The 17,640-nt window shown below is 72.5% G+C and carries 16 protein-coding genes; 6 read left to right on the top strand and 10 right to left on the bottom strand.

What is annotated here, in order from left to right; translation table 11 throughout:
- Positions 1–83 precede the first annotated feature (83 nt).
- Positions 84–1,244, bottom strand: coding sequence for a zinc-dependent metalloprotease (locus tag BM242_RS20960; RefSeq protein WP_093840426.1), 1,161 nt, complete (start codon positions 1,242–1,244; stop codon positions 84–86).
- A 109-nt stretch (positions 1,245–1,353) separates the two neighbouring features.
- A complete protein-coding gene (dacB, locus tag BM242_RS20955) occupies positions 1,354–3,009 on the bottom strand; it encodes a D-alanyl-D-alanine carboxypeptidase/D-alanyl-D-alanine endopeptidase (protein WP_245834346.1) in 1,656 nt (551 codons plus the stop codon).
- A gap of 88 nt (positions 3,010–3,097) precedes the next feature.
- Between dacB and BM242_RS20950 the strand changes: the two genes are divergently transcribed.
- Positions 3,098–3,595, top strand: coding sequence for an inorganic diphosphatase (locus BM242_RS20950; RefSeq protein WP_093840425.1), 498 nt, complete (start codon positions 3,098–3,100; stop codon positions 3,593–3,595).
- 70 nt (positions 3,596–3,665) lie between these two features.
- Here BM242_RS20950 and BM242_RS20945 read toward each other — a convergent pair whose 3' ends face one another.
- Positions 3,666–5,306: a threonine/serine exporter family protein gene (locus tag BM242_RS20945; protein WP_425443901.1), complete on the bottom strand. Its 1,641-nt coding sequence runs from the start codon at positions 5,304–5,306 to the stop codon at positions 3,666–3,668.
- Between the two features lie 555 nt (positions 5,307–5,861).
- Between BM242_RS20945 and BM242_RS20940 the strand changes: the two genes are divergently transcribed.
- On the top strand, positions 5,862–6,854 hold the full coding sequence (locus BM242_RS20940; RefSeq protein WP_093840424.1) for a DUF368 domain-containing protein: 993 nt from the start codon (positions 5,862–5,864) through the stop codon (positions 6,852–6,854).
- Between the two features lie 16 nt (positions 6,855–6,870).
- Here BM242_RS20940 and BM242_RS20935 read toward each other — a convergent pair whose 3' ends face one another.
- Positions 6,871–7,455 carry a DinB family protein gene (locus tag BM242_RS20935; RefSeq protein WP_175541510.1) on the bottom strand — a complete coding sequence of 195 codons (585 nt, stop codon included), beginning with the start codon at positions 7,453–7,455 and terminating at the stop codon, positions 6,871–6,873.
- 240 nt (positions 7,456–7,695) lie between these two features.
- Positions 7,696–8,457: a MerR family transcriptional regulator gene (locus tag BM242_RS20930; protein WP_093840422.1), complete on the bottom strand. Its 762-nt coding sequence runs from the start codon at positions 8,455–8,457 to the stop codon at positions 7,696–7,698.
- A 208-nt stretch (positions 8,458–8,665) separates the two neighbouring features.
- Here BM242_RS20930 and BM242_RS20925 point away from each other — a divergent pair, with 208 nt between their 5' ends.
- Together BM242_RS20925 and BM242_RS20920 are read left to right on the top strand one after the other, a co-directional pair.
- Positions 8,666–9,970, top strand: coding sequence for an AAA family ATPase (locus BM242_RS20925; RefSeq protein WP_093840421.1), 1,305 nt, complete (start codon positions 8,666–8,668; stop codon positions 9,968–9,970).
- Positions 9,939–10,598, top strand: a complete 660-nt coding sequence (locus BM242_RS20920; protein WP_281254700.1) for an RloB family protein — start codon at positions 9,939–9,941, stop codon at positions 10,596–10,598. Before BM242_RS20925 ends, BM242_RS20920 begins: the two co-directional genes overlap by 32 nt.
- A gap of 813 nt (positions 10,599–11,411) precedes the next feature.
- Here BM242_RS20920 and BM242_RS20910 read toward each other — a convergent pair.
- Both BM242_RS20910 and BM242_RS20905 read right to left on the bottom strand, forming a co-directional pair.
- Positions 11,412–12,260: an ABC transporter permease gene (locus tag BM242_RS20910; RefSeq protein WP_093840419.1), complete on the bottom strand. Its 849-nt coding sequence runs from the start codon at positions 12,258–12,260 to the stop codon at positions 11,412–11,414.
- A complete protein-coding gene (locus BM242_RS20905; RefSeq protein ID WP_093840418.1) occupies positions 12,257–13,234 on the bottom strand; it encodes an ATP-binding cassette domain-containing protein in 978 nt (325 codons plus the stop codon). The genes BM242_RS20910 and BM242_RS20905 overlap by 4 nt, the downstream gene beginning before the upstream one ends.
- 168 nt (positions 13,235–13,402) lie before the next feature.
- On the opposite strand from BM242_RS20905, the gene BM242_RS20900 reads away from it, so the two are divergent.
- A complete protein-coding gene (locus BM242_RS20900; RefSeq protein ID WP_093840417.1) occupies positions 13,403–14,017 on the top strand; it encodes a PadR family transcriptional regulator in 615 nt (204 codons plus the stop codon).
- Between the two features lie 48 nt (positions 14,018–14,065).
- Here BM242_RS20900 and BM242_RS20895 read toward each other — a convergent pair whose 3' ends face one another.
- Together BM242_RS20895 and BM242_RS20890 are read right to left on the bottom strand one after the other, a co-directional pair.
- Positions 14,066–15,535: an aldehyde dehydrogenase family protein gene (locus BM242_RS20895; protein ID WP_093840416.1), complete on the bottom strand. Its 1,470-nt coding sequence runs from the start codon at positions 15,533–15,535 to the stop codon at positions 14,066–14,068.
- A gap of 70 nt (positions 15,536–15,605) precedes the next feature.
- Positions 15,606–16,442, bottom strand: a complete 837-nt coding sequence (locus BM242_RS20890) for a helix-turn-helix domain-containing protein (RefSeq protein WP_093840415.1) — start codon at positions 16,440–16,442, stop codon at positions 15,606–15,608.
- Positions 16,443–16,822: 380 nt separating this feature from the next.
- Between BM242_RS20890 and BM242_RS20885 the strand changes: the two genes are divergently transcribed.
- Complete coding sequence (locus BM242_RS20885; RefSeq protein WP_342746992.1) at positions 16,823–17,332, top strand: ATP-binding protein; 510 nt, start codon at positions 16,823–16,825, stop codon at positions 17,330–17,332.
- A gap of 40 nt (positions 17,333–17,372) precedes the next feature.
- On the opposite strand, the gene BM242_RS20880 is transcribed toward BM242_RS20885, so the two are convergent.
- A complete protein-coding gene (locus BM242_RS20880) occupies positions 17,373–17,594 on the bottom strand; it encodes a DUF397 domain-containing protein (RefSeq protein WP_093840413.1) in 222 nt (73 codons plus the stop codon).
- Between the last annotated feature and the right edge of the window lie 46 nt (positions 17,595–17,640).

The raw sequence follows: 17,640 nt of genomic DNA, 5'->3' as shown, positions 1-17,640 counted from the left end.
CCGCGGGGCTTGATGGTCCCTCGTACGAGTGATGGTGAGGCGTTGGGCATGCCGGGCGCGTGGGTGCGCGCCAGTATCCGCCGCTATCCGGAGGTGGGCCGCACCCGTGCGACCCAGGCCGCGGGTTTGGCGATCTCCTCCCTGGTCGGGAGGGTGTTGGGCGAGGTCCAGACCTTGTTGAAGCCCGCCATGCCGGCCTCCTCCACCACGGCCCGGACAAAGTGCTCGCCCTCCTGGTACTGGCGGAGCTTGGCGTCCATCCCCAGCACCCGGCGCAGCGCCCGGTCCAGGCGGCCGGCGCCGGTCTGGCGACGGCGGGTGAACTTCTCCCGGATCTCCGACACGGTGGGCACCACCTGCGGGCCGACGCCGTCCATCACAAAGTCGGCGTGCCCCTCCAGCAGGGACATCACGGCGGTGAGCCGCTCCAGGATCTCCCGCTGCCGGGGCGTCTGCACCAGATCCACCAGGGAGGTGCGGCCGGCGGCCGGGGCGGGCGGCGGCTGCCGCTCCTCGCCGTCGGGCGTGCCCCGCTCGTCCCGCTCCTCACGGCCGGAGAGGGACTGCACGGCCTGGCGGAACCGCTCCATCAGGGTGGCCGGATCGACATCGGCCTCGGCCAGAAACGCCTGGATCTCGCCCTCCAGGTGATCGCGCAGCCAGGGCACGGCGGCGAACTGGGTGCGGTGGGTCTCCTCGTGCAGGCACACCCAGAGCCGGAAGTCGTGCGGCTCCACGTCGAGCTCCCGCTCGACATGGACGATGTTGGGGGCCACCAGCAGCAGCCGTCCGCCACCGTCCACCGCGCCGGGCAGGGCGGGCGTGGCCGGGGCGAAGGTCTCGTACTGGCCGAGGACCCGGGAGGAGAGGAAGGACATCAGCATGCCCACCTCGACGCCGGTGACCTTGGAGCCGACCATGGCCAGCGCGGTGCCGCCGGGGACCGCGGCGCGCCGCTCCCGGGCCTTGCGCATCATCGGGCGCAGCAGCTCGCGGAAGCCGGCGACATTGGCCTTGACCCAGCCGGGGCGGTCCACCACCAGCACCGGCGCCTGTGGGCCGGCGGACCGCATCCCGGTGAATTCGCGCACATGCTCCTGGGACGCCGCGGCATGCCGCCGCAGCTCGGCCACCACGGCCCGTGCCTGGTCCCGGCTGACCTCGGGGCCGGGCCGGGTGATGCGGGCCGCGGTGGAGACCGCGAGATTCCAGTCGACCAGCTCCGTACCACCGAGTCGCGTCATGCTCCCCACGGTACGTGTCCCGCACCGGAACCGGATAGGCCGGAGCTTCCGGGCGCCGGGCGCGGCCCGCCGCCGCGCGGACGGAGGGCCGCGCGGGGAGGCCGGGGGGTCAGGGGCAGCCGCAGGAGAGGAGGGTGGCGGCGGTGGTGTCCAGGGCGGCCTCGGCGGCGCTGGGGGACACGGTGCCGTGGGCGAGGAAGGCGAAGGCCAGCACCCGGCCGTCCGCGTCCACCGCGGTGCCGGCCAGTGCGTTGACGCCTGTCAGGGTGCCGGTCTTGGCGCGGATCAGGCCGCCGCCGCGCTCCTCGTAGCGGTTGCGCAGCGTGCCGTTGAAGCCGGCCACCGGCATGCCCGTGAGCACCGGCCGCAGCTCCGGGTGGTCCGGGCCGGCGGCCAGGGCCAGCAGTCGGGCGAGCAGCCCCGTGGTCAGCCGTCCCTCCCGGTCCAGCCCGCTGGCGTCGGCGATGGCCAGCCCTTCGGTGGGCAGGCCGAGTCCGGCGAGGCGGTCGGTCAGCGCCCGGGACACCCCGGCCAGGTCCAGCGGCCGGCCGTCGGCCGCCGCGACCTGGCGGCCCAGTGATTCGGCGAGGTCGTTGTCGCTGTAGGTGAGCGCCCGCTCGACCAGCGCGGCCAGGGGGGCGGAGTGGTGCACGGCGAGTTCCTCGGCTGCCCCGGGCGCGGTGCGCGGCGCCGCCGAGGAGCCCTTGACGGTGATCCCCGCCTCCGCGAGCGCCGCCACGAACTCCGCCGCCGCCTCCGCCGCCGGATCGACGGCCCGCGGCGCCGGGCCGTGGGTGGAGCCGTCCAGCCGTCCGCCGTTGACCATCAGGGAGGTGAGCGGCGAGATGTTGTCATTGACGCCGATCGGGTGGTGGGTCTCGGAGCCGCTGAACCGGCCGGCGTCGTAGCCGACGCCGACCGCGTCGATGCCCCGGCCGCTCAGCGCGCCGGCCGTGGTGCGGGCCAGCCCGGCCAGGTCCTCGGAGGTGAGGGTGGTGTCGCCGCCGCCGGTCAGCACCACCCGGTTGTTCCCGGCGTCGTACACCACCCGGGTGGTGAGCCGGTGCTCCGGGCCGAGGGCGGCCAGTGCGGCGACGCCGGTGGCCAGCTTCATGGTGGAGGCGGGCGGGGCCGCCGCCCGCGCGCCGGTGGTGAAGAGTTCCCGTCCGGTGGCCACGTCCACCACGGTCACCGCCGGGCCGGAGCCGAGGGCGGGGTCGTCCAGCAGCGGCCGGAGCAGGCCGGCGAGGGCGGCGGAGGGCCCGCCCGCCGGGCCGGAGCCGGTGCCGGGTGCCGGGCGGGTGGCGGGCAGCGGGGTCAGCACCGGGCCGGCCATCGGCTCCGGCACGCTCCCGGCGGCCTGCCCGGCCCCGGACTCCCCCTTGGCATCGCCGGACCCGCCGGACCCGCCGGTGGTGGCGCCGCCCCGTCGTTCGGCGGTCAGCTCGGCGGCCCGGGCCTGTTCCGCGGTGCGGCGGCCGGACTCCCACGGTCCGGCCAGGCCGATGGTGAGCGCCGCGACCAGCAGCCCGGCCAGCGCGGCGGGCAGGACCACCCGCCAGGCCCCGGCGTTGCGGCGCACCGAGGCGGCGGCCGGCCCCAGCACCCTCCGGCGCAGAGTGCGCAGCGGCGGGCCGAGGGCGGGCCGTGCGGCTGCTGCGCCGGCCCGGCGCAGCAGCCGGACGGCGGGGGGTGCCGGCCGGCCTCGGGCCCGCCGCATCGCCTCCCGGGACCGCCGCAGCATCCGCGCCGCCGCCTCGCGCACCTGAACACCAGCCCCTTTCGCGAGCACACCCCTGCGTAGGGGACACTTAATCACCCTGTCCCTTGTCCATACGCCTAAGGAGCCTCCCGTGGAGTTCGACGTCACCATCGAGATCCCGAAGGGTTCGCGGAACAAGTACGAGGTGGATCACGAGACCGGCCGTATCCGGCTCGACCGTCACCTGTTCACGTCCACGGTCTACCCGGCCGACTACGGCTATGTGGAGGACACCCTGGGCGAGGACGGCGACCCGCTGGACGCCCTGGTGCTGCTGGACGAGCCGACCTTCCCCGGCTGCATCATCAAGTGCCGGGTGCTCGGCATGTTCCGGATGCGCGACGAGGCCGGCGGCGACGACAAGCTGCTGTGCGTGCCGGCCTCCGACCCGCGCATGGAGCATCTGCGCGACATCCACCATGTGAGCGAGTTCGACCGCCTGGAGATCCAGCACTTCTTCGAGGTGTACAAGGACCTGGAGCCCGGCAAGTCGGTGGAGGGCGCCAACTGGGTCGGCCGGGTCGAGGCGGAGGCCGAGATCGAGCGCTCCATCAAGCGCTTCGCCGACGCGGGCGGCAACCACCACTGAGCGCCGCCGCACGGCCGTCCCGCTCCGCCGCCACCGCCCGCGGTGGCGACCGACCGGCGGAGCGGGCGGGCTAGAAGCCGCGGGTGCGTTTGGCGCCGCGGCGCGGGACGGGAATGCGGAGCCGGCCCGGGGTGCCGATGAACAGCCGGGCCAGTTCGCTGCCGAGGTTCACCCCGACGGCGATGGCCAGGGCCAGGGTGGCGGCGCGCAGCAGGTACTGGCCGCCGGTGCTCACATCCCCCTGGGCGAGACCGAGCAGCCCGAAATAGAGCGCGCCGCCCGGCAGCAGGGGGCCGATGGAGGCGGTGATGTAGGGCAGCGAGGAGGTCAGCCGGGAGCGGGCCAGCAACTGCCCGAACAGGCCGACCAGCCCGGCCCCCACCGCGGTCGCGGCGAACGGCGACATGTCGCCGACGTCCACCATCGCCCCGTACACCACCCAGGCCACCCCGCCGTTCAGGCAGGCCGCCAGCACGGTGTGACGTTCCTGCTGGAGCAGCACGCAGAAGGCGAGCGACAGCACCATGGCGGCGGCGAGCTGGATCAGCGGCCGGGTCCGGGCGTCGATCGCGTCGGGGTTGAGCGAGACCCCGGCGGACTCCCCGATGTAGAGCACGGCCAGCACACCGGTGGTGATCCCGGTGATCAGGTAGAAGACCTCCAGCAGCCGGGCCGAGGCGGTGATGTAGAAGCCGGTCAGGCCGTCCTGGACGGCGGCCACCAGCGCCCGGCCGGGGAACAGCGCGAACAGCCCGCCGGTGATCACCGCCGCGGCGCGCACCAGTTCGTTGCGGTCCGGCTCCCCGGTGGCGGCCAGCAGCACCCCGACCACGGCCGGGCAGGTGGCGGCGGCCAGCAGCTGGTAGAACTCCGGCAGGCCGCGGCCGGCCAGCGCCCAGGCCAGCCGGTCGCCGAGCAGGGCGCCGAGCGCCGCCAGCAGGAAGACCTCCCAGCGTCCGCCCACCAGCACGCTGGCGGCGCCCGCCAGCAGGCCGGCGGCGCCGGAGAGCTGCCAGGTGGCGTAGGGGTGGCGGTTGCGGCGCATCTCGGCCAGCCGCCCGTAGCACTCCTCCAGGGTCACCCGGTCCGCGGTGATGTCGTCGACCAGCCGGAAGACGGCGGCGAGGCGGGTGTAGTCGGTGCCGCGGCGGCGCACGATGCGGCTGAGCGAGATCGGGTCGTCCACCAGGGAGGGCTGGTGGGTGATGGAGATCAGGGTGAAGGTGACCGTCGCCTCGCAGCGGTCCAGGCCATGGGCCCGGGTGATGGCGAACATCGCGGTCTCCACGTCCTCCGCGCTCTCGCCGCTGGCCAGCAGCAGCTCGCCGATCCGGAGGGTGAGATCAAGAATCCGGGGGACGGGCACGCTGTACTCGCCCTCGGCGCCGCGCGCCTTGGCCTCCGGTGCGGGCCGCTCCCCGATCGGCAGCCGCACCATGGTACGCATCCGGTCCTGCCAGGGCATGCCCCTGCCGAGCAGGACGGCCGGTATCCCCTCGGCCGGGGTGAATCCGGCGGCGAAGGGGTCGGCGGTGCCGGGACCGGGGCCGGTGGCGGCCGGGCCGGGCGGTACCGGGGCGGGCGGGGTGACGCCCTCGGGCACGGCGAAACCGGAGTGCGTCTCCCCCGGCCAGGCGGCCGGCGGCTCGGGCGGCGGCACGGACAGGCCCTCGGGCACCACAAAGCCGGGGCCGGGCTCGCCGGGCGCCACGGCGGCGGTGCCGGGCGGCTCGGGCGGGGTGCCGGGCACGGCGAACCGGGAGCCGGGGGGCGGGGGTTCGCCGCCCTCGGGGGGCGGCGGCGCGGCGGCCCCCGGGCGGGCGTCCCGGCCCCGGCCCTCGCGGCCCCGGCCGGCGCGGGCGCGCCGGCGGCGGCTGCCGTCCGGTGCGTCCCGCCGCGTCCGCTCGCCGGGCCCGCCGCCGGTGTCACCGCCGGTGTCACTGCCGGTGTCACTGGCGTCGCGGGCGTCCCGCGGATTCCGTTCGTCCCGTCCGTCGCTGTGCTGATCGCCGGTCACGTCTGCTGCGTCCCTGCCGTTACCCGCCGTTACCTGCCGTTACCTGTCGTTACCTGTCGCCATGTGCCGGCGCCACCTGCCGGCGCCTGCCGTTCGTCTGCCCTTGGGGCCCCGGCCCTATGGGGCCGGCCCGCCCGGGCAACCCGTCGGCTGAGCATAGGATGATCCTCGCCGAGCGCACTTCAGGCGCCCCGGCCGCGCCCGATCGGGCGCCCGATCCCCGTCCGGCCCGACCGAGGTAGACGTGTGATGGCCAAGCCCGCCGACAGCCGCCTGTTCCATGCCCTCCGGGGTGCACTGATCGGCGTAGCCGAAGCCCTGCCCGGCATCAGCGGCGGCACCGTCGCACTGATCGTCGGCGTCTACGAGCGGCTGATCGCCGCGGCCGGCCACCTCACCGGCGCCGTCCGGCTGGCGCTCACCGACCTGCCCACCGGGCGCGGCCCGCGCCGCGCCCTGGACGAGGGCCGGCGGGCCGACTGGCCGATGCTGATCCCGATGATGATCGGCATGGTGGCCGGGCTGCTGGCCAGCGCCCGGCTGCTGGCCCCGCTGGTCGAGGACCACCGCCAGTACGCGTTCGCGGTGTTCTTCGGGCTGGTGCTGGCCTCGCTGTGGATTCCGTTCACCGGTTCCGGGCGGCGCTGGTCGGTGCCGGACGGTCTGCTGGCGCTGGCCGCCGGCGCGGCGGCCTTCTGGCTGACCTCGCTCTCGCTCGGCGGCGCGGCGGACAACCCGCTGGCCATCGTCGGCTCCGGCGCGGTGGCCGTCTGCGCCCTGATCCTCCCCGGGCTGTCCGGTTCGTTCCTGCTGCTGGCGCTCGGCATGTACGAGCCGACCATCGACGCGGTGAACGAGCGGGACTTCGGCTATCTGGGCCTGTTCGCGCTGGGGGCGCTGCTGGGGCTGGCGCTCTTCGTCAAGCTGCTGCGCTGGCTGCTGGAGCACCACCACCATCTGACCCTGGTGGTCCTGACCGGTCTGATGGCCGGGTCGCTGCGGGCGCTGTGGCCCTGGCAGGGCGACGAGCACGACCGCCGGCTGTACGCGCCGGACGAGGGCGTGCCGCTGACCCTGGCGCTGTGCGCGGCGGGCTTCGCCCTGGTGGCCGCCACTCTGGTGGCCGCCCGGCGGCGGGAGCGGCGGGCCGCCGCCGCGGGGGTGCCCGCCCCGGCGGACGGTGACCGGGACCGCAGGGACCGCACCCCGCGCGGCGGTGGCCGCCACGCCCGGGTGGACTGAGCCGGGCGCCGGCCGCTCAGGCGGCGCCGCCGCCCCAGGCGGACCAGTCCGGCTCGGGCATGGCGCCGGTCTCGAAGACCAGGTCGAAGGCGCCCTTGCCGTCGATGGACTCGCGGATGATGTCGGCATGGCCGGCGTGCCGCGCGGTCTCCTCGATGAGATGCAGCAGCGCCCAGCGCCAGGACCGCTCGCCGCCCCGGTCCCAGGGCGCAGGCTGCACGGTGAAGGTCTCGTCCAGCGAGTCCAGGGCGCGGACGGCCCGGTCGGTGTCGCGGGCGATGCGCTCGTAGTCCGCCAGTACCGAGGCCACGGTCTCGTCCTCGCGCAGTACGAAGCCGTCCTCCCAGTCGGCGATCTCCGCCGGATCGCCGAACTCCGCCGCCGGCTCGCCGCGCATGGTGCGCAGCCAGTTGCGCTCGCAGCGCGCCACATGCTTCAGCACCCCGGAGACGGACAGCGCGCTCACGGTGGGTTTGCTGCGCGCCTGCTCCTCGGTCAGGCCGTGCACGGCGCGGCGGATGGCCCCGCGCTGCGCGTCCAGATACGCCAGCAGCGCGCCCCGCTCGTCCCCCTTGGCCTCGGTGGCCACCACAGTCGGCATGATCCTCACCCTTCGCCGTTGTCCTCGGTCCGGTGCGTCCCGAGGGCCGGTGGTTACGGGTCCCACGCTAGGGAGCACAGCGGTCAGTTTCCGGCCGCAATGGCCCCGGCTCCGGCTCCGCGTCCTTCGGCGCGGCTTCGGCGTGCGCGGTGTCCGGCGGACGGCACCGGGAGAGGTGCCGTCCGCCGTGCCGCTCCCGCTACGGGGCGGCGAGCGCCCCGCCGGCGCCGCCGGTCCGGCTCAGGACCGGCGCAGCGCGTTGGCGTGAACGGCATCGTGCACATACCGCGCGAGGCCGGGGCGGACGGCCTCGTAGTGGGCGGTGAAGCGCTCGTCCGCGACATACATGTCGGCCAGGCCGGTGTGCATCTCATGGCCGCACTCGTAGAAGTGGCGGCTGATGTGGGCGCGGTGCTCCTCGGCCAGGTCCATGGCGGCGGGCGAGCCGGCCGGCGTTCCGGCGGCCAGCGCCTCGGCGAACCGCCGCTCGATGTCCTGCGCCTCGGCCTTGATCCGCTCCCAGTCGGCCCTGGTGTACCGGGCGGTGCGGCGCCGCGACTCGGCCCAGGCGCCGGTGCCGCCCCAGCGCTCCTCGGCCTCCCGGTCGAGCGCCTCCCAGTCGTGCTCGCGGCCGAACACCTCGAACCGCTCCTCGGGGGTGAGCTGGATTCCCATCTTCCGTGCCTCCAGGGCGTGTTCCACCGCGGCTGCCATCTTGGTCAGCCGCTCGATGCGTGCGGTCAGCAGCCGGTGCTGCCGCCGGAGCAGTTCGGTGGGGTCGGTGTCCGGGTCGTCGACCAGCCGGGCAATCTCCTCCAGCGGGAAGCCCAGCTCCCGGTAGAAGAGGATCTGCTGGAGACGGTCCAGATCGGCGTCGTCGTACCGCCGGTGCCCGGCGTGCGAACGCCCACCGGGCACCAGCAGTCCGATCTCGTCGTAGTGGTGCAGGGTGCGCACCGTGACCCCGGCGAGCGAGGCCACCTCTCCCACGGAGTAGCTCATGCCCCCCACCGTGCCCCCTCCCGCCACGTGAGGCGCAAGCCCCGGTGGTCAGCCCTCGAAGAGATGACTGAGCACGAGACGGAGCCCTCGTTTTCTGCGGATTTTCCGCACGGGAAGAGAGTTGTGCCTACTCTTGCGTTGCCGTCCCCTACTTCTGCACGGTTTACTGGCAAGGTGTCTCCACCAACCAACGAGGAGGTGCAGGGCGATGCTGCTGAGCTTCCGAGTGATGAACCACCGTTCGATCCGACACGAGCAGCAGCTCAATCTTCACCCCGTCTATGAGGCGGACCGCCCGGCGCGCACGCGGTGGGAGGCCGTCCCCGTCGCGGGGATCTTCGGAGCCAATGCGTCCGGGAAGTCGAATCTCGTCGGCGCCCTGCAGTACATGGCCCGCATGGTGGTGTCGTCCCACCGGGACGCCGAGCCGGACGGCGGAGTGGACCGCGACCCGTTCCTGCTCGACAACGAGACCAGGAGCACGCCCTCGTGGTACATCGCCGATCTACTGCTGGGCGGAGTGCGTTATACGTACGGGTTCGGCGTGGACGACGAGCGGGTCGTCGAAGAGTGGCTGCACAGCTACCCCAAGGGAAAGAAGCGGGAGTTGTTCTCCCGCAGTGGTGACGCCATTGAGCCCGGCGCTTCCCAGCAGCGTGGCCAACTGGAACTCGTCGAGAGCATCACCGAACCGAACGTTCTTTTCCTCTCCTGGGCGGCCCGCTCCAAACAGGATGACTTTCGCCCTGTTTACGACTGGTTCGCGCGGCAACTGCAATTCCGCCGGGCACCTGGCCTGCGCTCGTTTCCGTACCAACTTTCCGCCATCCGCGCGTTGGAAGACGCCGAGCGCCATCCTGAGATCATGGCTTTGCTCCGAGCGGCCGACCTGGGTATCGAGGAGTGCGGGACTGAACGTGTGCTGATGGACGAAGAAGGTTTGCGGCGCCGGTATGGAACCCGCATCCCGACACGGCTCCTGCAGAATCTGGAGGACGAGGGCCCGAGAGAGACCGTCCGGCCCTGGGTGGGGCACCGTGGCCGCAACGGCATCGTACAAATGGACTTGCATGAGGAATCCTCGGGAACCCAGGCCATGCTGGAGCAGGCACCGCGTTTCCTCGCGGTGCTGCACAGAGGAGGCACGTTCGTGGTGGACGAGATCGACGCAAGTCTGCACACCATTCTGACGGCCCGGCTGATCGGTCTCTTCCAGAGCCCGGAGACCAACCCACACGGCGCCCAGCTCGTCTTCACCACTCACGACACCAGCCTGCTCGGACGCCGAGACGGGGAGGACATCCTCAAGCGGGACCAGGTGTGGTTTGTAGAAAAAGACAATTACGGAGAAACAACCCTGTACTCCCTTGCGGAATTCAAACCCCGACAAGAGGACAACCGAGAACGGCGGTATCTCGGGGGAAGCTACGGAGGAATCCCGTTCATCGACGATACTTTTTCCCACGCACTGCTGGAGAGAGGTGGGGACGCTGGCCCGGACCCCGAAGCCTAGCGGCAGGCCGGTATCCGGCAGACCAGCCCGCGAGACCGACCTTTCCCGGCCAACCGGAATCCGGAAGCCCACAGACCGCCTCCTGGTTGTCTGCGGGGCTCTGACCACCGAATTTCACTATCTGAGCATGTTCAAGAAGCACTACAAACTCTCCTCGCTGTCGGTGCAGGTCGTGAAACACCCGGGGTCGCCTTCGCAGGTTGTACGACACGCCGCGAAGCGCCGAGCCAGCTCTTCCGGGGACTACGACCAGACGTGGTGCGTCGTTGACGTGGACGAGTACCGGGATCTGGAGCACGCCACAGCCCTGGCCCGTGAGGAGAACGTGGAACTCGTCGTCTCGAACCCTTGTTTCGAGGTCTGGCTGCTCCTGCATCACACCGATCATCGCAAGTGGGTCAGGAATTACGACGCGGTCAAGAGCCTGCTCCTCAGGCACGTTCCCGTCCCGGATGACAAGAGTGTCAACTTCGAGCGGGACTACCACCATGACGAGGACGGCAATCCCCGTTGGAGGCAGGCCGTCACACGTGCACGCCGTCTCGCCGAGGAGGGACGCGAACATCTGGAGAACCCGTCGACGGGGATGTGGCGCCTGGCCCTGGCCATTCATGGCTGCGCCGACTGACCGCCTTCGGGCCGCCGTCCTCCGCCACGGCCGCCTCGCCGGCCACAGGCCATCGGGTGCAACCGAACGACGGGTACCCGGCGTCTCGCCCGAAAGGGCGAGATGACGGGGGGAAGGCTCATGCGGGACATGCCGGTGACGGCGGGGACGCGGTGGGCGGCGCGCAAGCGGGTGCGGCGGGCGACACTCGCGGCGGGGGCCGCGGGCGGGGCGGCCGGGGCGCTGCCGGTGCCGTTCGTGGACATCGCGGTGGTGGCGCCAATCCAGATCGGGATGATCAACGCGATCAGCGCCGCCTATGAGCTGTCGGAGTGCGAGCGGGCGGCCACCGTGCCAGTGTCGCTGTTCCTGGGCACGGGCGGCGCACGGGTGGGTCGCTACGCCGCGAAGCGGGCCACAGCGGCGGCGACCCGGCGGGTCGCGGCGGCCCTGGGGCAGCGGGCCGCGCGATTCCTGCCGGTCATCGGCCCGGTGGTGGGCGCCGGCGTCTCTGGCGCCGTGGCCGTCGCCACCACAAGGGCGATCGGTGAGGCTTGGCTGCGGGTGTGCGAGTACGCGGCGCGGAACGACACCAGGAAGCTGGACGAGTTCCTGGAGTCCGAGGAGGGCAGGCAGCTTGTGCTGGTGCTCACCCGGCTCGGCTTCCGCACCCTGCTGGGGACAGTGTTCTCCTCCCCCGATCTGCGCCACAGGCTTGAGCTGCTGACCGGGCGGCTCGCCCGCTCCCTCGGTGACGCCACCGCCGACGAGGGCATCCGCCGGCTCGCCCGCCCCGCCCCGGCGGCGGGTGGAGTGGGACGGGGCGGGTGGGGGTCAGTGGCCGAGGCGGGTGTAGTGGCTCAGGGCCGGCGGGGTGAATACGGCGAGCAGGACGAGGGGCCAGGCCACGGCGAGCAGGACGTGGTGGTCGGTGGCCCAGGAGCCGCCGCCCCAGCCCGGGTTGCCGAACAGTTCGCGGGCGGCGCCCGCGGTGGCCGACAGGGGGTTCCATTCGGCGATCGCGCCCATCCAGCCCGGCATGGTGTCCGGTGAGGTGAAGGCGCTGGAGAGAAAGGCCACCGGCCAGATGAGGATCTGCACGGCCTGGACGAGTTCCGGCTTGCCCGCCATCAGGCCGAGGCAGATGCCGGCCCAGAGCAGGGCGAAGCGCAGCAGGAGCAGCAGGCCGAAGGCGGCCAGCGCGGGGCCGGGGCCGTTGTGGAAGCGCCAGCCGATGGCCAGGCCGGTGGCGGCCATGACCAGCAGCCCGGCGGCGGAGGCCAGCAGGTCGAGCACGCTGCGGCCGACCAGCACGGCGGACGGCGCGATGGGCATGGAGCGGAAGCGGTCCAGCACGCCCCGGTTGATGTCCTGGGTGAGGGCCACCATGGTGGTCTCCAGGCCGAAGGCCATGGTGAGGGTGAGCAGCCCCGGCACCAGGTACTCCTTGTAGTCGCCGCCGCCCTCGACGGCCATGCCGCCGCCGAGGAAGTAGGCGAACATCACCAGCATCAGCACGGGAAAGAGCAGCATGGTGAGCAGGGCGCCGGGCTGCCGGGACCAGTGGGCCAGCCCGCGCCGGGTCATGGTCGCGGAGTCGGTGAGGGCGCGGCGCAGCCGGTCACCGGGGGTGCGGGGAACGCGGACGGCGAGCAGCCCGGAGGCGGGCGCGGGGGCGGTCATGCGGGGGCCTTTCGGGGGGAGTCTGCGGCGGGGCCGGTGAGGTGGAGGAAGACCTCGTCGAGGGTGGGGCGGCGCAGGGCGATGTCCTCGATGCCGATGCCGGCCTCGGCCAGGGCGGCCACCGCCCGGGTGAGGGCGGGGGTGCCGTCCGCCGCCGGGGCGCCGGCCAGCCGGCGGGCGGGGTCGGTGACGGTGCCCGTGCCCGTGCCGGTGCCCGTGCCCAGCAGCGCGGCGGCCTCGGCCAGCCGCCCGGGGTCGCGGACGACCACCTCCAGCCGGGGAATGCCGACCCGGTCCTTGAGCTGGTCGGGGGTGCCCTCGGCGATGGCGCGGCCGTGGTCGATCACGGTGATGGTGCCGGCCAGCCGGTCGGCCTCCTCCAGATACTGCGTGGTGAGCAGCACGGTGGTGCCGGCGTCCCGGAGTGCGCGGACGGCCTGCCAGACCGCCTGCCGGGCGCGCGGGTCGAGGCCGGTGGTGGGTTCGTCCAGGAAGAGCACCTGGGGCCGCATGATCAGGGAGGCGGCCAGATCCAGGCGGCGGCGCATGCCGCCGCTGTACTGCCTGACCGGTCTGGCGCCGGCCGCGGCGAGGCCGAATCGTTCCAGCAGTTCGGCGGCGCGGCGGGCGGCGCCGCGCCCGCCCAGATGGTAGAGGCGGCCGAAGAGTTCGAGGTTCTGGCGGCCGGAGAGTTCCTCGTCCAGGGCGGCGGACTGGCCGAGCAGGCCGATCCGGTAGCGGACCTCGTCGGGGTCGCGCACCGCGTCGTGCCCGGCCACCAGTGCCCGGCCGGCGTCGGGGCGCAGCAGGGTGGTCATGATGCGGACGGCGGTGGTCTTGCCGGCGCCGTTGGGGCCGAGCAGGGCGTGCACGGTGCCGGTGCGCACGGTCAGATCGAGGCCGTCCAGCGCGGCGGTGCCGCCGTAGGACTTGCACAGGCCGGTGACCTCGACGGCGGGCGGGGATTCGGACATGAGAGCGGGGCCTCCCGGAGCGAAGGGGCGGCGCTAGTCAAGTTTGACTAGCGAGATCCGACGGTACGGCGGCCCGGCGCAGTAGTCAAGTTTGATGAGTGGGGCTGGGTAGGGTGAGAACGAGGGACCCGGGAGACGGGACCCGAGCGGCGTGAGGACGGAGCCCGGATGTCGACGATGCGGCTGCTGGTCCTGGGCGCGGTGCGCCAGCGCGGGCGGGCGCACGGCTACCAGGTGCGCGCCGATCTGGAGCTGTGGGGCGCACACGAGTGGTCCACGGCCAAGCCCGGCTCGATCTACCACGCCCTGAAGCAGCTTGCCCGGCAGGGGCTGCTGCTGGCGCACGAGACCGCGCCCAGCACCGCCGGCGGCCCGCCGCGCACCGAGTACGAACTGACCGGGGCCGGCGAGCGGGAGTATCTGTCGCTGCTGCGCGAGGCGCTGCGCGCACACGACCAGAAGACCGATGTCCTGACCGCCGGCGTCGGCCTGATCGTGGACCTGCCCCGGCAGGAGGCGATCGCGCTGCTCACCGAGCGGGTGGCCGCCCTGGACGGCTGGCGGGAGGAGGTCGAGCGGTACTGGAGCCCGCACTCCGGCGATCTGACGGAGTTCGGGCACATCGGCGAGGTGATGCGGCTGTGGACGCATACCGCCGAGTCCCAGGCCGCCTGGACGCGCGGGCTGATCGAGCGTCTGGAGAAGGGCGCCTATGTCTTCGCCGGGGAGGGCGAGCGGCAGATCACCCTGGCGCCGGAACCCGGGGAGGGGCCGCACCGCTGAGCCCGGACCGGGGGCCGGGCCGGCCCGGCCCCCGGTCCGGTCAGAGGCTCAGAACAGAAAACGGGTGCGGCCGTGCTGGACGGAGATCCATTTGGTGGTGGTGAACGCCTCCACCACCGCGTCGCCGTTCAGCCGGCCCAGTCCGGAGCACTTCTGGCCGCCGAACGGCACGATCGGCTCGTCCACCACCGTGGTGTCGTTGATGTGCACGATGCCGCTCTCGATCTGGCCGGCGACCCGCAGCCCGCGCTGCACATCCGCGGTGTGCACCGCGCCGGAGAGCCCGTACGGCGAGTCGTTGGCGATCCGCACCGCGTCCTCGTCCCCGTCCGCCGGGATGATCAGCACCACCGGGCCGAAGATCTCCTGCCGGGTGAGCGGCGAGTGCGGCGGCACATCGGTGAGGACGGTCGGCGGCACCAGCGAGCCCCTGGCCTCGCCGCCGAGCAGCATGACGGCGCCGTCCGCCACCGCCTCCGCCACCTGGCGGGTGAGGGTCTCGGCGTAGCGGGCGTTCATCAGCGGGCCGATATGGGTCTCCGGATCGGCCGGGTCGCCCACCTTCAGGGTCTTCGCCCGGGCCACGAACTTGGCGGTGAACTCCTCCAGCACCTGCCGGTCCACCACGATCCGGTTGGCGGCCATGCAGACCTGGCCCTGGTCGAAGAAGCGGCTGAAAACCGCCGCCTCGACCGCGTAGTCCACATCCGCGTCGTCCAGCACCAGCAGCGCGCTGTTGCCGCCCATCTCCATGATCACCCGCTTGAAGCGGGAGCCGGCCACCGAGGCGATGTGCCGTCCGGTGGCGTCCGAGCCGGTGAAGCAGATCACCCGGGGCACCGGGTGCTCGATCAGCGCGTCCCCCACCTCGGCTATGTCGGTGATGACGACATTGAACAGCCCGCGCGGCAGCCCGGCCTCCGCCAGCAGGGCGGCGATCAGCGCACCGCCGCAGACCGGCGTCGACTGGTGCGGCTTGAGCACCACCGCATTGCCCAGCGCCAGCGCCGGGGCGATCGTCTTCAGCCCCATCAGCAGCGGAAAGGTGTACGGCGAGATGACGCAGACGGTGCCCACCGGCGCCCGGTTGATGTAGTTCTCCTTGCCGCTGACCGCGGACGGCAGGATGCGGCCCTCCACCCGGGTGGGAAGCTGCATGGCCTCCTGGAGGAACTCCTTGGACAGCGCCAGCTCATAGGCGGCCCGGGTGCGGGTGGCGCCGAACTCGGCGATCATCGCCTCGGTGATGTCGGACTCGTGCTCGTCCATGAGCGCGATCATCCGCTCGAACACCTGGCGGCGGCGGTAGGGGTTGAGCTCCGCCCAGTCGCGCTGGGCGCGCTCGGCGGCCCGGTAGGCCTCGTCCACCTCCACGGCGGTGGCCACGGTGATGGAGCAGAGCTTCTCCCCGTTGTGGGGATTCAGATCGATGACGTCCCATTCGCCGCTGCCGGGCCGCCATGTTCCGGCGATATATTGCTGCGCGTAACGCTGGAACAGCTCTGCGTACGGAGACATCTCGACTCCCCCATTCCCGGTAGGGGTTGTCGCGGTGCTCTGTGTGACACCGCGTCATCAAGGCAAGATCCTACAGACGTTGTGCAATCCCCCGCAGCAGGCCGGGAGTTTCCGCCGGGGGCAGGGCGGCATCGGCCAGTCCGCCGAGAACTTTCCGGTATTCCTGGACTTCTTCGCCCTTGTCCAGATACAGCGCGCCGGTGAGCTGCTCCAGATAGACCACGTCCGAGATCTCCGCCTCGGCGAAGGAGAGCACCACGAATGCCCCGCTGACCGCGATATGGCCGCCCGAGGCGAACGGAATCACCTGAAGTGTGACATTCGGGTGCTCCGCGAACTCGGCGAGCAGGTCGAGCTGCTCGGTCATGATCTCCCGGCCGCCGTAGGGACGGCACAGCGCGGCCTCGTCGAGCACACAGTGCAGCCGCGGCGCGTTCTCCGACACCAGCAGCTTCTGCCGCTGCATGCGCAGCGCCACCCGGCGGTCCACCTCATCGGCGGCCAGGGTGGGAAAGTTGCTGGTCACCACGGCGTGCGCATAGCGCTCGGACTGCAGCAGACCGGGCACGAACTGCACCTCGTAGGTGCCGATGGACTCCGCCGCCGCCTCCAGCCCCACATAGGTCTGGAACCAGCCCGGCAGCACATCGCTGTAGCTGTGCCACCAGCCGGCCCGGCTGGAGGAACGGGCCAGCCCGAGCAGCGGCTCGCGTTCGGACTCGTCCGTGACGCCGTACAACGTGAGCAGATCGGCGACGTCGCGTTGTTTGAAGCTCACCCGGCCCAGCTCCATTCGGCTGATCTTCGACTCGGAGGCACGGATGGCGTATCCGGCTTCTTCGCGGGATACACCACGGGCCTCGCGCAGCCGTCGAAGCTGGGCGCCGAGCAGGATACGCCGCACCATGGTGCTGCTGGCGCCACCGGCTTCGCCCCCGCCCCGGGTGCTTGATCGGATCGGCTGGTGCGTACTCATGTGCGTGGCCCTCCACTATGTCCGCAGCCGAAGTCTGCCATCTCCAAGCTTCGTTGTGTGCCCGCTCGATTACACTCCATCGAATTTTGCGCATGCACGTGCATCTGCTCTTGCATTCGCCGTGGGCGTTGGGAAGCATGAGCATTGCGCGCCGCACCGTCGGCGCGCCGCACCCGGCTGCACCGCACCGATGACGTGGCGGCTGCGGGCCGGGGCCTCCTCCGGCGGGAAACCAGGGGGAAGCCCAGCGCCTTTGCCGACCGCCACGCGAACGCCAGGAGTGCCGCACGATGGGGATCGAAGGAGCGCCCGTGCTCGAACAGTTAGGGCGTCAGGTTCCGCTGGTCGATCCCCGCCACCTGGCGGGCGCCGCCACACTCGCGCTTCCGGGGCGGCTCGACTCGGTGCGCAGCGCACGGGAATTCGCCCGCACCACCCTGGACGGCTGGCAACTGCCCGATCAGTGGGACGCGGTGAGCCTGGTGGTGTCGGAGCTCGTCACCAATGCGCTGCGGCACGGAGTGGCCGCGGCACGCCCCGTGAACCCCGTGAACCCGGCCGGCCCGGTGGAGGCGGTGGACCCGGGCGGCGCGGAGCCCAGCGGGGTGGAACTGGAGCTGCTGCGTACCGCCCGGCGGCTGGTGTGCGCGGTGCGCGACCCGGGTGACATGCCGCCGCGGATGGCCGAGGCGGACGCCGCGGCCGAATCCGGGCGCGGGCTCCATCTGGTGGAGTGCTTCAGCGACGGCTGGGGCTGGCGCCGGCTGACCGGCGGACGGCATGGCAAGGTCGTCTGGGCGGTCTTCCGGCTGCCCGGCTGAGCCGGGCGGCACCGGGCGGGCAACTGCCCGCCCCCGGCCGTCAGGGCTGGCCGAGCAGGTGGTCGAACTCCCCGTCCTTGGCGGCCTGGAGCAGCGCCCGGATCTCCTCGGGTGTGTAGACCAGGGCGGGGCCTTCCGGGAACCGGGAGTTGCGCAGCGCGACCTCGCCGCTCGGAAGCTGGGCGAATTCTGCGCAGTTGCCCTGCCCGTTGCTGTAACTGCTCTTGATCCATTCCGCCTCGCGGAGCAGATACGCGGGCATCCCGTTGTATGCCCCACTGTGCGCGCCGGACGCCTCGGTCACAACG

The organism is Streptomyces aidingensis, assembly GCF_900112355.1.
Classification (GTDB): Bacteria; Actinomycetota; Actinomycetes; order Streptomycetales; family Streptomycetaceae; genus Streptomyces; species Streptomyces aidingensis.
The sequence above is the reverse complement of the archived record's forward strand: the minus strand, read 5'-3'. Positions and strand labels throughout refer to the sequence as shown.

Bases quoted from the DNA above. Each gene is read 5' to 3' on its own strand.
- BM242_RS20880 (WP_093840413.1), bottom strand. From the start codon at position 17,594: ATGCCCGCGTATCTGCTCCGCGAGGCGGAATGGATCAAGAGCAGTTAC.
- BM242_RS20940 (WP_093840424.1), top strand. From the start codon at position 5,862: ATGGCCAAGCCCGCCGACAGCCGCCTGTTCCATGCCCTCCGGGGTGCA.
- BM242_RS20910 (WP_093840419.1), bottom strand. From the start codon at position 12,260: ATGACCGCCCCCGCGCCCGCCTCCGGGCTGCTCGCCGTCCGCGTTCCC.
- BM242_RS20905 (WP_093840418.1), bottom strand. From the start codon at position 13,234: ATGTCCGAATCCCCGCCCGCCGTCGAGGTCACCGGCCTGTGCAAGTCC.
- BM242_RS20935 (WP_175541510.1), bottom strand. From the start codon at position 7,455: ATGCCGACTGTGGTGGCCACCGAGGCCAAGGGGGACGAGCGGGGCGCG.
- BM242_RS20900 (WP_093840417.1), top strand. From the start codon at position 13,403: ATGTCGACGATGCGGCTGCTGGTCCTGGGCGCGGTGCGCCAGCGCGGG.
- BM242_RS20960 (WP_093840426.1), bottom strand. From the start codon at position 1,244: ATGACGCGACTCGGTGGTACGGAGCTGGTCGACTGGAATCTCGCGGTC.
- BM242_RS20890 (WP_093840415.1), bottom strand. From the start codon at position 16,442: ATGGTGCGGCGTATCCTGCTCGGCGCCCAGCTTCGACGGCTGCGCGAG.
- BM242_RS20895 (WP_093840416.1), bottom strand. From the start codon at position 15,535: ATGTCTCCGTACGCAGAGCTGTTCCAGCGTTACGCGCAGCAATATATC.
- BM242_RS20925 (WP_093840421.1), top strand. From the start codon at position 8,666: ATGCTGCTGAGCTTCCGAGTGATGAACCACCGTTCGATCCGACACGAG.
- BM242_RS20930 (WP_093840422.1), bottom strand. From the start codon at position 8,457: ATGAGCTACTCCGTGGGAGAGGTGGCCTCGCTCGCCGGGGTCACGGTG.